20 protein-coding genes are annotated in these 17862 nt (G+C 73.9%); 14 read left to right on the forward strand and 6 right to left on the reverse strand.

Features of this window, described 5'->3' with window-relative positions; translation table 11 throughout:
- Positions 1–97: 97 nt before the first annotated feature.
- From RMN56_RS05710 to RMN56_RS05730, 5 genes are all read left to right on the forward strand, one after another.
- Positions 98–997 carry an ABC transporter ATP-binding protein gene (locus RMN56_RS05710; protein WP_313722781.1) on the forward strand — a complete coding sequence of 300 codons (900 nt, stop codon included), beginning with the start codon at positions 98–100 and terminating at the stop codon, positions 995–997.
- Positions 994–1776 (forward strand): ABC transporter permease, encoded by a 783-nt coding sequence (locus tag RMN56_RS05715; protein WP_313722782.1) that lies wholly within the window; start codon positions 994–996, stop codon positions 1774–1776. The genes RMN56_RS05710 and RMN56_RS05715 overlap by 4 nt, the downstream gene beginning before the upstream one ends.
- A gap of 2 nt (positions 1777–1778) precedes the next feature.
- A complete protein-coding gene (locus RMN56_RS05720; protein ID WP_313722783.1) occupies positions 1779–2498 on the forward strand; it encodes a YqeB family protein in 720 nt (239 codons plus the stop codon).
- Positions 2499–2534: 36 nt separating this feature from the next.
- Entirely contained in the window at positions 2535–3098 is a 564-nt protein-coding gene (locus tag RMN56_RS05725; RefSeq protein WP_313722784.1) for an SOUL family heme-binding protein, read from the forward strand.
- 71 nt (positions 3099–3169) lie between these two features.
- Complete coding sequence (locus tag RMN56_RS05730; RefSeq protein ID WP_313722785.1) at positions 3170–3664, forward strand: hypothetical protein; 495 nt, start codon at positions 3170–3172, stop codon at positions 3662–3664.
- 96 nt (positions 3665–3760) lie between these two features.
- Here RMN56_RS05730 and RMN56_RS05735 read toward each other — a convergent pair whose 3' ends face one another.
- Complete coding sequence (locus RMN56_RS05735) at positions 3761–5890, reverse strand: hypothetical protein (RefSeq protein ID WP_313722786.1); 2130 nt, start codon at positions 5888–5890, stop codon at positions 3761–3763.
- Between the two features lie 322 nt (positions 5891–6212).
- Between RMN56_RS05735 and RMN56_RS05740 the strand changes: the two genes are divergently transcribed.
- From RMN56_RS05740 to RMN56_RS05750, 4 genes are read left to right on the forward strand one after another with little or no spacing between them, the layout of a single operon-like run.
- Positions 6213–6809 (forward strand): hypothetical protein, encoded by a 597-nt coding sequence (locus RMN56_RS05740; protein WP_313722787.1) that lies wholly within the window; start codon positions 6213–6215, stop codon positions 6807–6809.
- Between the two features lie 26 nt (positions 6810–6835).
- Positions 6836–7051: a hypothetical protein gene (locus tag RMN56_RS05745; protein WP_313722788.1), complete on the forward strand. Its 216-nt coding sequence runs from the start codon at positions 6836–6838 to the stop codon at positions 7049–7051.
- On the forward strand, positions 6951–7451 hold the full coding sequence (locus RMN56_RS32610) for a zinc ribbon domain-containing protein (protein ID WP_376787278.1): 501 nt from the start codon (positions 6951–6953) through the stop codon (positions 7449–7451). Before RMN56_RS05745 ends, RMN56_RS32610 begins: the two co-directional genes overlap by 101 nt.
- Before the next feature lie 14 nt (positions 7452–7465).
- Positions 7466–8005: a DUF1697 domain-containing protein gene (locus tag RMN56_RS05750; protein ID WP_313722789.1), complete on the forward strand. Its 540-nt coding sequence runs from the start codon at positions 7466–7468 to the stop codon at positions 8003–8005.
- Between the two features lie 45 nt (positions 8006–8050).
- Here RMN56_RS05750 and RMN56_RS05755 read toward each other — a convergent pair whose 3' ends face one another.
- Both RMN56_RS05755 and RMN56_RS05760 read right to left on the reverse strand, forming a co-directional pair.
- Positions 8051–9031 (reverse strand): MBL fold metallo-hydrolase, encoded by a 981-nt coding sequence (locus RMN56_RS05755; RefSeq protein WP_313722790.1) that lies wholly within the window; start codon positions 9029–9031, stop codon positions 8051–8053.
- A 155-nt stretch (positions 9032–9186) separates the two neighbouring features.
- Complete coding sequence (locus tag RMN56_RS05760; RefSeq protein WP_313722791.1) at positions 9187–10068, reverse strand: serine hydrolase; 882 nt, start codon at positions 10066–10068, stop codon at positions 9187–9189.
- A gap of 48 nt (positions 10069–10116) precedes the next feature.
- Here RMN56_RS05760 and RMN56_RS05765 point away from each other — a divergent pair, with 48 nt between their 5' ends.
- Together RMN56_RS05765 and RMN56_RS05770 are read left to right on the forward strand one after the other, a co-directional pair.
- Positions 10117–11091: a LysR family transcriptional regulator gene (locus RMN56_RS05765; RefSeq protein ID WP_313722792.1), complete on the forward strand. Its 975-nt coding sequence runs from the start codon at positions 10117–10119 to the stop codon at positions 11089–11091.
- 141 nt (positions 11092–11232) lie between these two features.
- A complete protein-coding gene (locus tag RMN56_RS05770) occupies positions 11233–12087 on the forward strand; it encodes an aldo/keto reductase (RefSeq protein WP_313722793.1) in 855 nt (284 codons plus the stop codon).
- A gap of 46 nt (positions 12088–12133) precedes the next feature.
- On the opposite strand, the gene RMN56_RS05775 is transcribed toward RMN56_RS05770, so the two are convergent.
- Entirely contained in the window at positions 12134–12970 is an 837-nt protein-coding gene (locus tag RMN56_RS05775; protein ID WP_313722794.1) for a helix-turn-helix transcriptional regulator, read from the reverse strand.
- Positions 12971–13073: 103 nt separating this feature from the next.
- On the opposite strand from RMN56_RS05775, the gene RMN56_RS05780 reads away from it, so the two are divergent.
- On the forward strand, positions 13074–13823 hold the full coding sequence (locus RMN56_RS05780; RefSeq protein WP_313722795.1) for an SDR family oxidoreductase: 750 nt from the start codon (positions 13074–13076) through the stop codon (positions 13821–13823).
- A 63-nt stretch (positions 13824–13886) separates the two neighbouring features.
- Positions 13887–14870 carry an aldo/keto reductase gene (locus RMN56_RS05785; protein WP_313722796.1) on the forward strand — a complete coding sequence of 328 codons (984 nt, stop codon included), beginning with the start codon at positions 13887–13889 and terminating at the stop codon, positions 14868–14870.
- A 52-nt stretch (positions 14871–14922) separates the two neighbouring features.
- Here the strand turns inward: RMN56_RS05785 and RMN56_RS05790 are convergent, their stop codons facing one another.
- Positions 14923–16467, reverse strand: a complete 1545-nt coding sequence (locus tag RMN56_RS05790; protein WP_313722797.1) for a hypothetical protein — start codon at positions 16465–16467, stop codon at positions 14923–14925.
- A gap of 184 nt (positions 16468–16651) precedes the next feature.
- The gene (locus RMN56_RS05795; protein WP_313722798.1) at positions 16652–17158 is read right to left on the reverse strand and encodes a GNAT family N-acetyltransferase; all 507 of its coding nucleotides are present in this window, start codon (positions 17156–17158) and stop codon (positions 16652–16654) included.
- Between the two features lie 131 nt (positions 17159–17289).
- Here RMN56_RS05795 and RMN56_RS05800 point away from each other — a divergent pair, with 131 nt between their 5' ends.
- On the forward strand, positions 17290–17844 hold the full coding sequence (locus tag RMN56_RS05800) for an NADPH-dependent FMN reductase (RefSeq protein ID WP_313722799.1): 555 nt from the start codon (positions 17290–17292) through the stop codon (positions 17842–17844).
- Positions 17845–17862 lie beyond the last annotated feature (18 nt).

Here is a 17862-nt window from a genome sequence, read left to right on the forward strand (position 1 = left end):
GCTACCAAAGTCGACGCCTGCGGGTAGACCGAGGTATCGGCGGTTCCCGACCGCCGGCCGCAGCGGGCGACCGGGTGGCCCCGGCAGGCTCGACGGCATGATCGAAGTCGACCACCTCACCAAGCGGTACGGCCCGCACACCGCCGTCGAGGATGTCTCGTTCCGCTGCGAACCGGGCACGGTGACCGGTTTCCTCGGCCCGAACGGCGCGGGCAAGTCCACCACCATGCGGATGATCTGCGGGATGACCCTGCCCAGCGCGGGCGGCGCCACGGTCGCCGGGCGGCCCTACCGGGAGCTGCCCAACCCGGGGCGGGAGATCGGGGTGCTGCTCGACGCCTCCGCGCAGCACGCCGGGCGGACCGGTCGGGAGGCGCTGACCCTGGCCGCCCGGACCATGGGCGTGGAGCGCGGGCAGGTCGCCGCGAAGCTGGACCTGGTCGGGCTGAACGAGACGGCGGCGCGGCGGCGGGTCGGGGCGTACTCCCTGGGCATGCGGCAGCGGCTCGGCCTGGCGCTGGCGCTGCTGGGTGACCCCCGGGTGCTGATCCTCGACGAGCCGGCCAACGGTCTGGACCCGGAGGGCATCTTCTGGATGCGCGGCCTGCTGCGCGACTTCGCCGACCGGGGCGGCACCGTGCTGCTCTCCTCGCACCTGCTGCGGGAGGTGGAGGCGGTGGCCGACCGGCTCGTGGTGATCGGCGCCGGCCGGGTCGTCGCCCAGGGCGGCAAGGACGAGCTGCTGGCCGGCGCCGGCACCCTGGTCCGCGCCCGGGACCAGCACGCCCTGCGGCTCACCCTGGACCGGGCCGGCCTGCCGGCGACCGCCGGCACCGACGGCGGCTACGTCGTCCGGGCCGAGCCGGAGGCGGTCGGCCAGGCCGCCGCGGACGCCGGGCTGGTCCTCACCGAGCTGCGCCCGGCCGGCAGCGGCGGCCTCGAACAGCTCTTCCTCACCCTCACCGCCGGCGCGTCCACGAAGGAGGCCGTCCGATGACCGCCGTCACCGCCCCCGCCCCCACCCTGCGGGGCGCCACCGCCGCTGGTCCCTCGCTGGCCCGGCTGACCGCGGTGGAGCTGCGCAAGCTCGCCGACACCCGGGCCGGACGCTGGCTCCTGATCACCATCGGGCTGGTCGCGGCCGTCATCGTGACGGTGCAGATCTTCGTGCTGAAAGACGCGGAGCAGACCTTCACCGCCTTCTTCACCCCGTCGCTGTTCCCGGTCGGGCTGCTCCTGCCGGTGCTCGGCATCCTCTCCATCACGGCGGAGTGGTCCCAGCGCACCGCGCTGACCACCTTCGCGCTGGTGCCCCGCCGGGAGCGGGTGGTCACCGCGAAGCTCGCCGCGGTGGTGCTGGCCGCGCTGGCCTCGGTGCTGGTCAGCCTGGCCGTCGCGGCCGCCGGCACGCTGGCCGCCCGGGCCACCGGCGGAGCCGGCACCTGGACCTTCGACTGGCACCTGCTGCCGTACGCGGCGGTGTTCCAGGTGGCGAACGTGCTGATGGGCGCGGGCTTCGGTCTGCTGCTGCTGAACACCCCGCTGGCGATCGTCACCTACCTGCTGCTGCCGACCGTGTGGAGCGTCCTCGCCGCGATGATCCGGGCGCTGCGCGAGCCGGCGCGGTGGCTGGACACCTCGGTGACCATGGAACCCCTGCTCACTCCCGACATGACCGCCGGGCAGTGGGGCCGGCTCGGGGTGTCGCTGGCCGTCTGGCTGCTCGTCCCGCTGGTCGCCGGGCTGGCCCGCACGCTGCGGCGGGAGGTGTCCTGACCGTGGCGGCGCGGGGGTCCGGCGAGGCCGTCGTGGTCAGCGGCGGCGCCGGCGAGCTGGTGCTCATGTGGGCCGGGTTCCCGCTGCTGGGGGCGGGGCTGGGCGCGGCGCTGACCGCCGCGTCCGGCTGGGTGGCCGACCTGCCCTGGTTCCCCTTCCAGGGCTGGTTCGCGCTGCTGCACCGGTGGCCGGCGGAGCGGTCGTACCCGGTGGGGGCGGGGGTGCTCGCGCTGGCCGGCCTGGTGCTCGCGTTGCTCGGCACCCGGGAGCGGCTGACCGTGACGGTCGGGCGCGCCTCGGTCCGGCTGCACCGGGACGGCCACGGCCGCGACGTCGCCCGGGCCGGGGTCACCGGGGTGTTCCACGACGGGAAGGCGCTGGTGCTGCTGGACGCCGACGGCGGCGAGCTGGCCCGGGAGCCGTCCGACCTGAGCGCGGAACGGCTGCGCGCGGCGTTCACCGGGCAAGGCTGGCCCTGGGTCGAGCAGGACCCGTACGGGACGGCGTACCGGCGGTGGGTCGAGGGCCTGCCGGGGCTGCCGCCCGGGGCGGACGCGCTGCTGCGGGCCCGGCAGCGGGCGATCGACGCCGGACGGGCCGGCGAGGCGGGTGAGCTGCGCGACGAGCTGGCCCGGCTCGGCGTGGTGGTCCGGGACGAGCGGAAGCGGCAGTACTGGCGGCTGGTACCCGGTCCGCCGGACCGGGACGGCGTGCGGCGGTAGCGTCGGCGGTGGGACCACCGAGGGCGGGAGGGCGCGATGACCGAGCGGCAGCCGTACCGCGTGGTGGCCCGTCACCCGGGGTTCGAGCTGCGCCGCTACCCGCCCCACCTGGTCGCCGAGGTCCGCGTCGCCGGGTCGTTCGAGTCCGCCGGCAGCGCGGCGTTCCGGCCGCTGGCCCGGTACCTCTCCGGGGCGAACCGGTCGCGCCGGGCCGTCCCGGTGGCCGCTCCCGCCGGGCCGGGGCCGGCCGGCTCGGAGCGGATCGCCATGACGGTCCCCGTGCTGCAGATCGAGGGCGACCGGCCGGGGAGCTGGCTGGTGCAGTTCGTGATGCCGGCCGCCTTCACCCCGGCCACGCTGCCCGAACCGGCGGACCCGCTGGTCGCCACCCGGGAGATCCCGGGGCAGCTCGCGGCGGCGATGCGGTTCTCCGGGCGCTGGACCGCGCGGGCGTTCGAGCGGCGGGCCACCGCGCTCGGTCGCGCGGTCACCGCCGCCGGCCTGAGCCCGACCGGCGCCGTCCGGTACGCCCGCTTCGACCCGCCGTGGAAGCCCTGGTTCCTGCGGCGTAACGAGGTCGTGCTCCCGGTCGCCGAATAGGCGGCGGCCGGCACGGCCGCCGGGCCACCCCTAGACTCGGTGACCCCGCTGCCCGCCGGATGGGAGACCCCGTGCGCCGCTGCTCCGCCGCCCTGGTCCTGGTGCTGCTGCTCGCCGGTTGCGGCGGCGGCGCCGAGACGACCGTCCTGCCCGCCTGGGAGAGCCCCTCGCCGACCGCGCCCGCCCCGCTCACCGCCAAGGAGGCGAAGGGCCGGTACCTGGCCGTCGTGGCGCCGTACAACACGGCGCTGGAGGAGCTGGAGGCGGCGCTGAAGGCCGGCCGGCCGTGGCGGACCGTGCGGGGCCTGGCCCGGACCGTCGCCAGCACCAACGCCGCCCACGCCGAGCAACTCCGCACCACCGTCTGGCCGGCGAAGGCGCAGGCCCCGGTCGCCGCGCTGCTCAAGGAGAACGAGGTGGCGCTGCGGCACTGGCAGCTCGCGGCCGAGGCCGACAGCGCCGCGGTGCTGATGCGCGAGATCCGCGCCGCCGCCGCGCACGACGGCGGCGCGCAGGCCGACAAGGTACGCGTCGCCCTCGGCCTGCCGCTCTACCGGGACTCCTGAACCCGGGGCGATGATCTGTGCGGGCTCGCCGGTCACCGCGGCCGGACGACGTCGGGCCCGCGCCGAGGTGCGGCGCGGGCCCGACGGGGTGGAGAGCTACTTGCTGTTGCCCGTGTTCTTCACCCGGAAGGTGTAGTCCGCGTCCAGGTAGGTGAGGTCACCGGTCGGCAGGTTGGAGATCAGGACGGCGAAGTCGTCCTGGTTGCCGTTGGCGCACTTCGTCTTCAGGCCGCTGGCGGTGAACTGGTCGCCGGTGGACCGGTAGACCCAGTTGCCCGCGCCGTCGGTGGTCTCCCCCGCCGAGGTGACGCCCGGCGTGAGGTCGCAGTGGCTGACCACCTGGACCGTCCAGTTGTTGTCCTGCACGCCGTCGGTGCTGATCCAGTTGCCCGCCGCCGAGGTGAGGTTCGCCGCGGCGCCGTTGACCCGGACGTCATCGACGAACCAGCCGGTGTCCATGTACGCGGCGTCCGTGGAGTAGCGGAACCGCACGTCCGTGGTGCCGGCCGGCAGGTCGGCGGTGAGGTGCTGGTAGACCGGGTCGTCGACGAAGTACTCGCCGCCGGAGGTGCCGGTCAGGCCGTTGCCCTCCTCGTTGTTGCCGTGCGGGTCGTCGTCGGTGGTGACGACCTGGCCGGCGTCGGTGCGCACCGGCACCGTCACCCAGTTGCCGCCGACGAGCGCCTCGACGAAGCCGTAGTCCCAGCCCTCCTCGATGAAGTACCAGCTCCAGAAGTCCAGCGAGGTGACCGCGCCGGAGGTGGTGACATCGAGGATGTTGTCGTCCTGGCTCTCGTAGCCGGCGTACCAGTGCGTCGTGCCGGTGTGCGGCGCGATCACCGTCTCGTCGTCGCCGTCGAAGGCCAGCGACACGGTCGGGCCGGGGTTGCGGAACCGCTCGACCGACATGCCGAACGGCACGGCCGTGGTGTCCGGGCGGTTCTTCAGCCGCGCCCACTTGGCCTCGGGGGTGGCGCCGTGGTAGCTGCCCCGGCCGCCCCAGAAGACGTCGTCGGCGATGTCGATCGTCCACGAGGTGTCGGCCGGGTCGCCGAAGTTGAACGCCTTGATGTCGTAGATCGGCGAGTCCTCGTCGTCCAGGTAGACCGCCACCGACCAGTCGCGGAACAGGTCGGCCGCGCTGCGCAGGTGCGCGCCGGTCGCCGCGTTGAAGTCGTCGATGGCGTTCTGCACGCCGGTCATGCCGTCGGCCTGCTCCTCGAAGATCGTCTTGATGAGCAGGTCACCGGCCGTGCCGTCGTACTGCTTGTCCGGGGTGTAGGTACCGTCGCCGTTGCCGCCCGCCTGCTCCCAGAGGTACTGGAAGTAGGTGAACGCCGCCCCGTAGTTCGCGAGGCTGCCGCCCCACCGGGTCAGCGAGGTCTCCTCGTACAGGACCTGGTGGTTGGTCAGGTGCGAGCCGCCGGCGTCCAGGCCGTTGAGGAAGATGGCGAAGTCGGCCAGGCCCTCGTCGACCCAGGACAGCTCGCCGGGGTCGCTGTAGTTGTGCAGCAGGTGCTCCAGCTCGTGGGCGACCGTGCCCTCGTACAGCTCCGGGCGGTCGTTGGCCGGGTTGGCGTCCCGCCACGGCGAGTCGTTCGGGCCGACCCGGTTGGCCCAGTCGAGACCGTCGACCGAGATGACGTTCATGCCGACGCTGCCGATGAAGTCCGGCGCGAAGTAGCCGGCGGTGTACGAGGTGACCGCGCAGTCGTAGTAGGCGTCGTCCTGGATGTTGTAGACCAGCATGACCAGCGAGTCGCTGGCCGGCTCGTCCGGGTCCGCCGCGTCCATCGGGCCGTAGTGTTCCTCGTCCACGGCGACGATCTGGTCGGCGAGCTTGTCGCCGACGTAGTTGATCTGCGCCTGGGTGAGGGTGAACTGCGCGGCTGTGGCGGTGGCGCAGGGAACGAACTCGTCGCCCGGGTTGTGGTCGAACTGCGGGTCGAGGCTGGCCACGCCGGCCGGCGCGGTGCCGTCGAGCGGGGTGCCCTTCGGGACGTAGATGTAGACCGGGGTGCCGTCCGGGGTGGTGTTGGCGTAGACCCGGGTGAAGTCCTGGTTGTAGGTGCCGCCCGCCGCGCTGTCGTTGATCGGCACCGTGATGGTCGGCTCGCCGGGAAGGTTCTCGTGATCGTTGGCCTGGGCCGGGGCCGAGACCGTGAAGGCGAGCGCCGTCACGCCCGCCACCACAGCCGCGATCCGGCTCGGTCGTCTCATTCGCACGCGGATGCCTCCTGCTGTGAGGCGGTGATCAGCTCCGGCCACCGCCGTCGGGAATCGCGTTGCCCCCGTCGCGCCGCCCGAATAAGCAGCTGAGCAGGGGAATGTTGACTTCAGGCAACCACTCTCGACGGTGGGTTGCGAAGCAGCAACAGGTCACAAGTACGACACGAACGGGCCTCGCGCTCCGCCGTACGGACGACCGCCCCGCGCCGCCCGGCGGACCTCCGGCGAGATTCCCGGACCGGTCGGGAGGCTGCACCCGGGTCACCCGGGAAGCCGGTCCCGCACTCTTCCGAACAAGACAGCTCGGAAGGAGAACGCGATGCGTACGTTGATCGAACGGCTGGCCCGGGTACCGCTGGGCGCGGTCGGGCTGGCCATCGCCCTGTGCGCGGCGATGGCCGCCGGACATGTGCTGCTGGTGCGGCACATCCACGACACCGGCGGCGAGGAATGGCCACAGTGGGTTGGCCGGTCGACCATCGAGTCGTACTGGGGCCTGCTGCCGCTGGCGTTCCTGGCCCTGTGGGCGCGGCGGCAGCAGCGCACCGGCCGGCTCGGCCGGGTCGGGGCGGCGCTGCTGGCCGCCGGGCCGGTCGCGGCGCTGCTCATCGCCGTCGCCGCCGTGGTCTGGGGCGGGATCCTCGCCCGCGGCGACCTGCCTGCCTCGGTGATGTCGCTCGAACTGCTCTTCTACGTCATGATGCTCGGCGTGCTGGTCACCGGGATCGCCTTCCTGCTGGACGCGGGGGTCCGCTGGTGGGGTGCGGCGATGATCGTCGGCCTGCTGGCCGATTTCGTCATGCCGCTGGCCCTGTCCGCCGTCTACGTGGTGTTCGGGATCCTGCTGACGGTCGCGGCGCTGCGCTCGGGCCGCGAGGACGTCTCCGTCGAGCCCGCCGTCGAACCGGCTCACTGAGGGGGTGGGGGATGAGCGGAGCCGCGGTGACGGCAGGGGTGGACGGCGCGCGGGACGGCCTGCGTGCGGCCACCGTCACCGCGGTCTCCGCCGCCGTGGCGGCGGTCGCCGGTGGCGCACTGGTCACCGTCGCCGGGCCGGGTGCGAGCTGGACCCTGGCCAGCAACCTCACCCACAGCCTCCTGCTGCTGGCGGCGGGCTGGTGGCTGCTGCGCATTCACCGGCCGCAAGAAGCTTCCTAAGAACATCAACCGGCGTCTCGCCGCGTGGACCAAAGGGGTCACCGCCGAGGCCCTGAAGAACGTGTCGGAGCGCAGAGGTTCTGCGCTCGTGCACGTCAACGCCGCCTACACCTCACAAGCCTGTCACCGCTGCGGCTGGCTCGGCCGACGTAGTGGGGACCGGTTTCACTGCGCCTCGTGCGGGGTGGTGTGGCAGGCCGACGTGAACGCCGCGATCAACATCCTGCACCGAGCCGGCGACCCCGACATTGCCCTGCACACCCCACACCACAAGGTGAAGCAGATCCTGCAGGATAGGACCGATCGCCACCGGACCAGACTGCCGGTCCAGGACTCCAACCCAGCCACCGCCGGGCGGAGAGCGAATCATCCGAACCGCTCAACTATGAGCAATAAGTAGGAAGCAGGATCCCGATGAACCGCTACGTCGCCCTGCTGCGTGGGGTCAACGTCGGCGCCACCCGGCTCGCCATGGCCGACCTGCGCCGCATCGTCAGCGACCTCGGGCACGAGGACGTCAAGACCTACCTGCAGAGCGGCAACGTGGTGTTCAGCAGCCCGCCGACGAAGGACGACCTCCTGGCCGAGGGCATCGCCCGCCGGCTCGCCGACGAGCTGGACCTGCGCGTGCCGGTGCTGGTGCGCAGCGGCGACGAACTGGCGGCGGTCGCCGCGGCCAGCCCGTACGCCGGGAAGCAGGACGACCCGACCCGGGTGCTGGTGGCCTTCCTCTCGGCCGCGCCGAGCAAGGCCCGGGTCAAGGAGCTGGCCGCGCCGGCCGGGGAGAACCTGGAGTTCACGGTCGACGGCCGCGAGATCCACCTGCACTTCCCCGACGGCGGCTACGGGCGGACCAAGTTCACCAACGCCCACCTGGAGAAGAAGCTGGGCGTGGTGGCGACCACCCGCAACTGGAAGTCGGTGCTGGCCCTGCGCGACCTGACCGCCGGCTGAACGGAGGGGCCGGCCCCCGTGACCCGGCCCCTCCGCCACCGGTTCCTAGAAGTGGTACGCCGTGTGGTACTCCGGCACCAGCACGCGGCTGCGCGGCGACACCCTGCGCACCGCGGCGATCAGGTCGTCGAGGCGCTTGCGGTCGTTCGGCGCGACCGTCGGCGGGTTGGTCAGCGGCGTCTCGAAGTTGTCCCAGTGCACCGGCACCACGACCCTCGGATAGTCGAGGGCGGCCATCAGCCGGGGCACGTAGTCGGCGGTCGAGGTGGTCGCGGCGGAGGCCACCATCGCCACGTCGGGAGCCAGCCCGGCCAGGTTGCGCTCGGCGAAGTCGCTGGCCCCCATGAAGAACACCGACGGGCCGCCGTCGACGCGGATCTGGTACGCCAGGGTGTCGCCCTCGGGCAGGTCGGAGATCTTCTCCGGCCTCGGCGGCCGGCTGACCCGCACCCCCGGGAAGGCCATCGACCAGGAGCCGTTGCGGCTGTGCAGCGAGCTGACCACCTCGACCGTGTACGCGCCGAAGTCGAGCACCTCGCCGCCCCGGACCGGCGCGAGCTGCCCGCTCGGCAGCCCGTACGCCAACCCGAGGTGGTAGGCGCTCAGCGTGCCGACGACCCGGGCGCCGGTGCGGCCCGCGATGTGGGGGACGTCGTTGAAGTGGTCCCAGTGGGTGTGCGTGACCAGGATGTTCTCGGCCCGCTCCACCAGCCGGTCCACGACGGCGGTGTCCACCGTCAGCGGGGTGTTCTCGTTGAACCCGCCCGTGAACAGGCCGGTGTCGTAGCGGCTCAGGTACGGGTCGACCAGCACGGTGCGGTCGCCGATGTCGATCCGCCAGCCGGAGGTACCCCACCAGCGGAAGCTGACCGCGCCGGAGCGCCGGGGCCCGGCGGCGGCGACCGGGGCGGCCTGGGCCGGCGCGGCGGATGCGCCGGCGACCAGGCCGGCGGTGGACACGGCGGCGGTGCCGACGGCGGCATCGCGCAGGAAGCGGCGGCGGTCGTAGGGCCGTTTGTCGAGCATGAAGCGTCCTCCCCGTGCGGGACAGGTTGATCGGTCCGCCCACCCCACCACCGGTCGCCCGCCGGTGTCCAAGATCAGCGGGCGGAAGGCGCGATACGCGTTCCGATATCACCGCAGGTCACGACCGGCGGCGCGGGCCGTTCCCGGCCGGGAGATCAGCCGGCGCGCAACGCCTCGACGGCGGCCCGCGCGGCCTCGCCCATGGCCAGGTCCACGTCGATCCGGCGGGTGCTGAGCCGCTCGGTGCGGGCGAGGACCGCGACCGCGTACCGGCCGCCGTCGGGATATTCGACGACCCCGGCCTCCAGGTGCAGGCCGGGCAGGGTGCCGGTCTTCCCGGCGACCCGGACGCCGGGCGGGAAGCCGGCGGCGAGCCGGGTCCAGAAGAGCTGCCGGGCCATCAGCTCGCGGACCATCGCGCAGGCGGCCGGCGGCCCCGCCTCGTCCCGCCAGATGAGGCCGAGCAACCGGGTCAGCTCCCGGGCCGTGCTGGAGGTGGTGTGCTCCGGGTCGAACACCCGCATGGCCCGGACCCGCTCCGGCGGCAGGGTGGGGAAGATCCGCGCGAAGTCGGCCTCGGTGCGGGCCCCCACGTCGGCGAGCATCGTCTCGACCAGCTGACGCGGGCCGCCGACGATCCGGGTACGCGGCAGGCCCAGCTCGGCGGCGAGCATCGGCAGCACGTCCGGGCCGACCCGGCGCAGCAGCAGGTCAGCGGCGGTGTTGTCGCTGACCGACATGGCGAAGTAGGCCAGGTCGCGCAGGGACACCTCGACGTCGTCGGCGCAGCCGGCGACGCCCCAGCCGCCGAGCCGGTCGGCCGCGCCGACCAGCACCCGCTCGACGGGGTCGAGCTGGCCGGCGACGGCCTGCCGGGCGAACTCCAGCACCAGCAGGATCTTGAACACGGAGGCGATCACCACCTGCTCGTCGGCCCGCAGCGCCACCTCCCGCCCCGGCGCGTCGACGTCCTCGACGTGCAGGCAGCCGCTGATCCCGGCCCGCCCGAAGATCTCCTCGATCCGCTCCCCGCTCACCCCGACACGCTAACCAGCGGCGACCGGGGCGGGCGTAGGGTGCCCGTCGTGGACCTGCTGCGACACCTGCGGCACTTCGTGGTGGTGGCCCGGGAGCTGCACTTCGGGCGGGCGGCCGAGGTGCTGGGCATGGCGCAGCCGCCGCTGAGCCAGTCGATCCAGCGGCTGGAACGCGAGCTGGGCGCCACCCTGTTCGACCGGTCGCAGCGCCAGGTCCGGCTCACCACGGCCGGCCAGCTCCTGCTCGGCGAGGCCGACGAGCTGCTCGCCGTGGAACGCCGGCTGCGCAACCTGGTCGACCAGGTCCGCCGGGGCGCGCTCGGCGTGCTGCGTGCCGGCGTACCCCCGGAGACCCCGGCCGTGACGCTGCGCGCGCTGCTCGACGGGCTCGCCGCGCGGGCCCCCGGTCTCGACCTGGACCTGCACGAGCTGACCAGCGCCGAGCAGCGGCGGATGCTGGCCGAGGGGCGGCTCGACGTGGGCCTGCTGCACCACCCGGTGGAGGAGGCCGGGCTGCGCTTCGGCCCCGCCGTGGACGCGCCGGTCGGGGTGCTGCTGCCCCGGGCCGCCCCGGCGGCCCGGGCCCGCGAGGTTCGACTGGCCGACCTGGCCGGCCTGGACCTGGTCACCGCGCCGCCGGCCACCGCGCCCGGCTGGCACGGGCACCTGCTGGCGGTCTGCCGCCGGCACGGCTTCGCGCCGGCCCGGGTCCGGCCCGCCCGCAACCCGGAGTTCCTGTTCGGGTTGCTGCTGGCCGGTGGCGCGGTCGCGCTGGAACCGGAGCCGGTGGCCCGCCGCGAGCCGCGGATCGCCTGGCGGCCGCTGGTCGACGCGCCGCTGGTCAAGCGGACCTCGGCGGCCTGGCCGGCGCGGGCCGGGCACCCCGCGGCCCCGATGTTCGGGCAGCTCGCGGCCCAGGTGCTGGCGGCCGCGGAGCCGCCACCGGCGACCGCGGCGCTCGCGTCGGCCGCCCGGCCCTGGCCGGTGCTCTTCGAGGCCGGTGAGCAGCCACAGGTGGGCTGAACGCGCCTCAGGGCGGCACAGATCACCCCGACGGCGGCCGTGACGAGCCGGGTCGAGCGGGTAGAGAAGCCTGGTGGCAAGGCCCGGCGCCGCGCGTGGAAGCGTTCCCCCGGGCACCCGGACGATCGGAGATGAGGCTTCATGGCCCCGAACAGCGTTCCCGACATCTCGCTCAACGACGGCAACACCATCCCGCAGCTCGGCTTCGGGGTCTTCCAGATCGACCCGAAGGACACCGTGCAGGCCGTCCGCACTGCGCTGGAGGTCGGCTACCGGCACATCGACACGGCCGAGATGTACGGCAACGAGGCCGAGGTCGGGCAGGCCGTGCGCACCTCCGGGCTGGACCGCAGCGAGGTCTTCGTCACCAGCAAACTGAGCAACGCGTTCCACCGCCCGGACGACGCCCGCAAGGCGTTCGAGTCGACCCTCGCCGAGTTGAAGTTCGACTACCTCGACCTGTTCCTGATCCACTGGCCGCTGCCCACCCGCTACGACGGTGACTTCGTGTCCACCTGGCGGGTGCTGGAGGAGCTGCAGCGCGACGGCCGGATCAGGTCGATCGGCGTCTCCAACTTCCAGGTGGCGCACCTGGAGCGGCTGGCCGCCGAGACGGAGATCGCGCCCGCGGTGAACCAGATCGAGGTGCACCCCTACTTCGCCAACGAGGAGGTGCGTGCCTACGGCAAGGCCCACAACATCCTCACCGAGGCCTGGTCGCCGATCGCGCAGGGCAAGGTGCTGGACGACCCGACCGTCGTCGACATCGCCGAGGAGGTCGGGCGGACCCCGGCCCAGGTGGTGCTGCGCTGGCACGTGCAGCGCGGCGACATCGTCTTCCCGAAGTCGACCACGCCGAGCCGGATCGAGGAGAACTTCCGGATCTTCGACTTCGAGCTGGACGGCGCGACCGTGGACCGGCTCAACGGCCTGGACATGGGCGAGGCGGGCCGGCAGGGGCCCAACCCGGACACCTTCGACTACATCCCGGACTGAGCCGCCACCGCGACCGGGGGCCGGGCGGCCGGCCCCGGTCGCGGGCTCAGGAGCCGACGCGTTCGGCGGCCCGGCGGAACGCGGCCTGCGTCGGCGACCCCGGCTCGGGGACGTAGACGATCAGCCTCTGGTCGGTCTCCGGCACGTGCAGCACCCGGCACTCGAACTCCAGCGGGCCCAGCTCCGGGTGGGCGACCCGCTTGACGGTCGGGCGCTGCTCCCCCACCTCGTGCTCGGCCCACAGCGCGGCGAACCGCGGGGAGAGCCCGAGCAGCTCGGTCACCAGCCCGGCCAGCGCCGGATCGGCCGGGTAGCGGCCGTACGCGGCCCGCAGGTCGGCCACCGTGGTCCGGGCGAAGCGCAGCACCTCCGGGTCGGCCCAGTGCGACTCGGGCACCGTGCGGCCGAACATCCAGCGGACCATGCTGCGCTCGCCGGCCGGCACCGCCGACAGGTCGCCCACGAACCAGGCGGCCAGCCGGTTCCAGGCCAGCACCTCGTACGCGGCGTCGACCAGGTAGGCGGGCGTCTCCGTCATGGCGTCGAGCAGGTGCCGCAGCCCGGCCGGCACCTCCCGGGACGGGCCGACCGCGTCCGGTGGGCTCTCCCCCGCGACCCGGAACAGGTACGCCCGCTCGTCGCGGCTGAGCAGCAGCGCCCGGGCCAGCGCGGCGAGCACCTGCCGGGACGGGTGCGGCCCGCGCCCCTGCTCCAGCCGGATGTAGTAGTCGATGGACATCCCCGCGAGCTGGGCCACCTCCTGGCGGCGCAGGCCCGGCGTGCGGCGGCGTACCCCCTCGGGGAGGCCGACCTCGGCGGGGCGCAACCGGGCGCGGCGGGTGCGCAGGAACCCCGCCAGCTCGTCGCGGCGCAGTGTGCTCATGCCCCCCAGCCTGCCGCACGGCCGGCTCCCGAGGCTGGTACCGCCGGTACCAGCCTCGGCGGGCCTCTCCCACCGCCGGGCGCCGGGCGGCAGCCTCGACGGCATGACGACGACGATCGCCCTGATCACCGGGGCCAACAAGGGAATCGGGCTGGCCACCGCCCGGCAGCTCGGCGCGCGCGGGATGACCGTGCTGGTCGGCGCGCGGGACGCCGTGCGGGGCCGCGAGGCGGCGGACAAGCTGCGCGCCGAGGGGGCGGACGCCCACTTCGTGCCGCTGGAGGTCACCGACGCGGCGTCGGTCGCCGCCGCGGCCGAGCTGGTCGAGCGGGAGTACGGCCACCTGGACGTGCTGGTCAACAACGCCGGCATCATCCGCGCCGACGGCGCCGGGCTGCCCAGCGAGACGACGCTCGACACGCTGCGCGAGGTGTACGAGACGAACGTGTTCGGCGTGGTCGCGGTGACCAACGCGCTGCTGCCGCTGCTGCGCCGGGCGCCGGCCGCCCGGATCGTCAACGTCTCCAGCGAGGTCGGCTCGATCGCGGTGATGACCGACCCGGGGGGCGCCCTGTTCGCGCTGACCTCGATCCCCTACCCGTCCTCGAAGACCGCGCTGAACATGGTCACCGCCATGTACGCCAAGGAGCTGCGGGACACCCCGATCAAGGTGAACGCGGCCAACCCCGGCTACTGCGCCACGGACCTCAACCACCACAGCGGCTTCCGCACCGCGGAGGAGGGCGCCGAGGTGAGCGTGCACCTGGCCACCCTGCCGGCGGACGGGCCCAGCGGCCTGCTCTGGGGCTACCAGATGGACGCCGGCGGCGGCTACGGGGTGCTCCCCTGGTGAGGTTTGACTTCGCGCGCACTCGAAGGTGGAGGGTGAGGGCAACGTTCTGACGGGGAGGAACCCATGCGTTACCGCACCATCGGCACCGACCCGGCCACCCGGCGCGAGGTCAGCGTGCTCAGCCTCGGCGCGATGCTCTTCGGCACCGCCACCGACGAGGCCACCTCGTACGCGATCCTCGACCGGTACGTCGAGGCCGGCGGCACGTTCATCGACACCTCGGACAACTACGCGTTCTGGCAGAACGGCGGCCAGGGCGGGGAGAGCGAGGAGCTGCTCGGCCGCTGGCGGCGCAGCCGCGGGATCGGCGGCGAGGTGGTCATCGCCACCAAGCTCGGCGCCCGTCCCCTCGCCCCGGGCACCAGTTACCTGGACAACGCCGAGGGCCTGTCCGCCAAGGTGATCCGCGAGTCGGCCGAGCGCAGCCGGGAACGGCTCGGCGTGGAGAAGCTCGACCTGCTCTACGCGCACATCGAGGACCGGACCGTGCCGCTGGAGGAGACGGTCCAGGGCTTCGCCGAGCTGGTGGCCGAGGGCACGGTCGGGCTGCTCGGCGGCAGCAACCACCGCGCCTGGCGGGTCGAGCGGGCCCGGTCGCTCGCCGCCGCGGCCGGCCTGCCCGGGTACGAGGTGCTCCAGTACCACCGCAGCTACCTGGCCCGGCGACCGGACGTGCCGAGCGACCTGGACCCGGACGGCGACGTCGGCTGGGTCGGCCCCGACCTGGCCAGCTACCTGCGAGCCGAGCCGCAGCTCACCCTGGTGGCGTACTCGCCGCTGCTCAAGGGCGCCTACGCGAAGCCGGAACGGCTCGCCGAGGATTACGCCCTGCCGAGCACCCCGGCCCGGCTCGCCGCGCTGCGGGAGGTCGCCGACGAGATCGGGGCGACCGTCAACCAGGTGGTGCTCGCCTGGTTGCTGGGCGGGGACGTGCCGGCGATCCCGCTGGTCGGGTTCTCCTCCGTGGCGCAGCTGGAGGAGAGCCTCGCGGCGGTCGACCTGGAGCTGACCGCGGAGCAGCGGACCCGGCTGGACACCGCCCGCTGACGCGCGCTGGCCGGGCGTGCCTCGGCACGCCCGGCCAGGACGGTCCCCCTGCTCAGCCCGCCGGGAACGGGCGCAGCCCGATGTCGACCGTCAGCGTGCCGCTGGCGGGAACGGTGACCCGCTTCGCGCCGCCGGCGTCGGCGACGCCGTCGTACCAGCCGGCGTAGTGGGCGAACCCGCCCCACTGCCAGTCGACCGTGACGGTCTGCCGGCCGAGCACCCGCGTCTCGTACCGCCCGTCGTAGTCCCACGTCGACCCGACCACCTCACCGGTGGCGGCGTTGTGGAACGTCAGCACGGCGCTGACCGGGCGCCCCGCGGGGTTGGTCAGCCCGCCGGTCACCAGCGTGCCGCGCTTCAGCGCCGGGCTGTAGGAGGTGCTGCCACCGGCCCGGACGGTGACCGGCTTCGCCTGGCCCCGGACCGGGACCCCGCCCGACCACTGGAGGGCGTGGTCGGTGGTGGTGAACAGGAGCGGCCAGCGGTAGGGGCCGAGCCAGTCGATCCGGTAGGTGCCCTGACCGTCCAGGTAGGTGCCCCAGCTGAGGTAGGACAGGCCCGAGGAGTGGGCGAGCGAGACCTCACCCGAGGTCACCGGCGCGCCGGTGGCGGCGCTGGTCACGGTGCCGGTGATGGTCCCGGCCCGGTCGAGGCGGACCGGCGGGACCGTGACGGTCCGTCCGGCGGCCACGGTGACGGTACGGGCCCTTGTCGGGTCACCCGTGCCGCCGGTGGAGCCGACCCACTGCGCCCCGTACGGCGAGTCGCCCGTCGGACGCACGAACAGGTTCCAGGCGCCGGCCTCGACGGAGTCGAGGCGGAGGCGCCCGGTCCCGTCGGAGCAGGCCAGCGGGCCGACGCTCGGCAGCTCGCCGGTGCCGGCCGGCGCCACCGTCGCGCAGGCGCCCGCGACCGGCGCGCCGGTGGCGGCGTCGACCACCGTCGTCTCCAGGTGGGCGGCGGGCGTCAGGTCGACCAGCGCGGTGGCGGTGCCGCCCTCGACCACGGTCACCTCGGCGTCGGTGGCCAGGTGGTTGCCGTCCTCGGTGTAGACGCGGATCGTCTGCGGGCCCGGCACGAGCCGGGGAATGGTCAGCTCGGTGTCGTCGCAGGTGCCGCCACGGCCGTCGGCGTACGCGCAGACCCGGGTGATCGGCGCACCCGTGATCGCGTCCCGCGCCCGCACGGTGAGCGGGCTCGGCGGGAGCAGCCGCTCGGTGACGTCCGTCGTGCCCCCCGCGGTCACGCGGAACGCCTGGGCCTGGGCGTAACCGGTCTTCCCGGGCACCCACTGCCGCAGCCCGTCGTCCGGCTGGTCGGGGTCGACGTACGCCGGAGTGATCCTGATCTTGTAGTCGTTGGCGGGCACCTCCACGCTGAGCTGCCCGGACTCGTCGAGTTGCAGGAATTCGGAGTGGCTGTCGTCGGTGGCGGCGAGGTCGACGCTGCCCCGGGCGGCGGTGCCGTCGGGCTGGGTGACGGTGAGCCGGAGCAGCCCGACGTCCTGCTCCGGTGCGGCGGAGGCGGCGGTGGCCGGTAGGGCGGCGGCCAGAACCGCGACGGTGAACGCGGCGAGACTTCGACGTGCGACGGACACAGGAGGTCCCCTCTCCGGTCGGTGTGCGCACGGGGACCCGCGGGGCAGCCGACGAGACACGCCCCCGTGCGTCATGTGCCGTCGGCAGCGTAGGGCGACCAGGTCGTCGCGCACTGTCCGCGATCCGGCATCCGGCGGCGGTGCCGCACCTCCCGCGCGAAGAGGCATATCGGTCGTGCCCGCCTCATCCCTCTCGCGTCAGCTCGATGCGCCAGTCGTTGGAGCGCATGAGGTGCCCCGGCGGGTATTCGAACTCCGTCTCGCCCAGCAGCGTGAACCCGGCCTTGCGGCACACCGCGTTCGACGCCGGGTGCTCCACCGACGGGTAGGCGTGCGCGAAACACCGGTCGCCGTGCGCCGCGGCCTCCGCGATCAGGGCGCGCACCGCCGCGCTCGCCAGCCCCCGCCCCTGGTACGCCGGCAGCACCGCCCAGCCCATCTCGTAGACCGGCTCGCCGCGCCACTCCCGCGCCCAGTAACCGACACTGCCCACCTTCGTCCCGTCGGGCAGCCCGACGGTGAACATGTGTCCGCTGCGCGGGCCGGGGCCGCGCAGGTAGCGCTCGTGCCGGGCGAGCACCTGCTCGTCGGTCTCCGGGCCGCCGGTGTGCGCCCGCACCTCCGGCGCGTTGAGCTGCCGCAGCAGCGCCAGGTCGTCGGCGCTCCACCGCGCGAGGCGTACCTCGGTCATGCCCTCCCCCTCTTCTCCGACGCCGATTGAAGCAGCCGACCCCGACACCGGTCCGCCAGATCGGATCTGGCGGGTCGCCGGTCCGCGTCTGGCGCCTGCGGGGTGAGGCCCGACACCAGCGGGAGGGGAGCATGACGCCGTTGCGGCTCGCTGTGATCATCGGCAGCACCCGGGAGGGACGGATCGGCGACCGGATCGGTCGCTGGTTCGTCGCGCAGGCACGCCGTCGCGACGGGCTCGCGGTGACCGTGCTCGACCTCGCCGGGTACAACTTCCCGGCCAGCCTGCCGGCCGAGCCCACGGCGGCCATGCGGTCGTTCGCGGGGGAGGTGAACCGGGCGGACGCGTTCGTGGTGGTCACCCCGGAGTACAACCACAGCTTCCCGGCGTCGTTGAAACAGGCGATCGACTACGCGTACGACGAGTGGCAGGCCAAGCCGGTCGGCTTCGTGTCGTACGGCTGCCGGTCGGTCGGCCTGCACGCGGTCGACCAGCTCCGGACCGTGTTCACCGCCCTGCACGCGACGACCGTGCGCGACACCGTCGGCGTCGACCTGCTCGACGGCGAGCCGACGGGGCGGGCCGAGGAGCGGCTCCGGCAGGACGCCCGGGTGCTCCTCGACGAGCTCTGCTGGTGGGGCCTGGCGCTGCGCGAGGGCCGCGCGGCGCGCCCGTACGTCTCCTGAGAACACGAAGAGAGGTAG

Source organism: Micromonospora halotolerans, assembly GCF_032108445.1.
Lineage (GTDB): Bacteria > Actinomycetota > Actinomycetes > Mycobacteriales > Micromonosporaceae > Micromonospora > Micromonospora halotolerans.

Coding starts and splice junctions, on each gene's coding strand:
- RMN56_RS05715 (WP_313722782.1), top strand. CDS start 994: ATGACCGCCGTCACCGCCCCCGCCCCCACCCTGCGGGGCGCCACCGCC.
- RMN56_RS05710 (WP_313722781.1), top strand. CDS start 98: ATGATCGAAGTCGACCACCTCACCAAGCGGTACGGCCCGCACACCGCC.
- RMN56_RS05795 (WP_313722798.1), bottom strand. CDS start 17,158: ATGACCGAGGTACGCCTCGCGCGGTGGAGCGCCGACGACCTGGCGCTG.
- RMN56_RS05755 (WP_313722790.1), bottom strand. CDS start 9,031: ATGCTCGACAAACGGCCCTACGACCGCCGCCGCTTCCTGCGCGATGCC.
- RMN56_RS05775 (WP_313722794.1), bottom strand. CDS start 12,970: ATGAGCACACTGCGCCGCGACGAGCTGGCGGGGTTCCTGCGCACCCGC.
- RMN56_RS05780 (WP_313722795.1), top strand. CDS start 13,074: ATGACGACGACGATCGCCCTGATCACCGGGGCCAACAAGGGAATCGGG.
- RMN56_RS05725 (WP_313722784.1), top strand. CDS start 2,535: ATGACCGAGCGGCAGCCGTACCGCGTGGTGGCCCGTCACCCGGGGTTC.
- RMN56_RS05785 (WP_313722796.1), top strand. CDS start 13,887: ATGCGTTACCGCACCATCGGCACCGACCCGGCCACCCGGCGCGAGGTC.
- RMN56_RS05800 (WP_313722799.1), top strand. CDS start 17,290: ATGACGCCGTTGCGGCTCGCTGTGATCATCGGCAGCACCCGGGAGGGA.
- RMN56_RS05740 (WP_313722787.1), top strand. CDS start 6,213: ATGCGTACGTTGATCGAACGGCTGGCCCGGGTACCGCTGGGCGCGGTC.
- RMN56_RS05750 (WP_313722789.1), top strand. CDS start 7,466: ATGAACCGCTACGTCGCCCTGCTGCGTGGGGTCAACGTCGGCGCCACC.
- RMN56_RS05770 (WP_313722793.1), top strand. CDS start 11,233: ATGGCCCCGAACAGCGTTCCCGACATCTCGCTCAACGACGGCAACACC.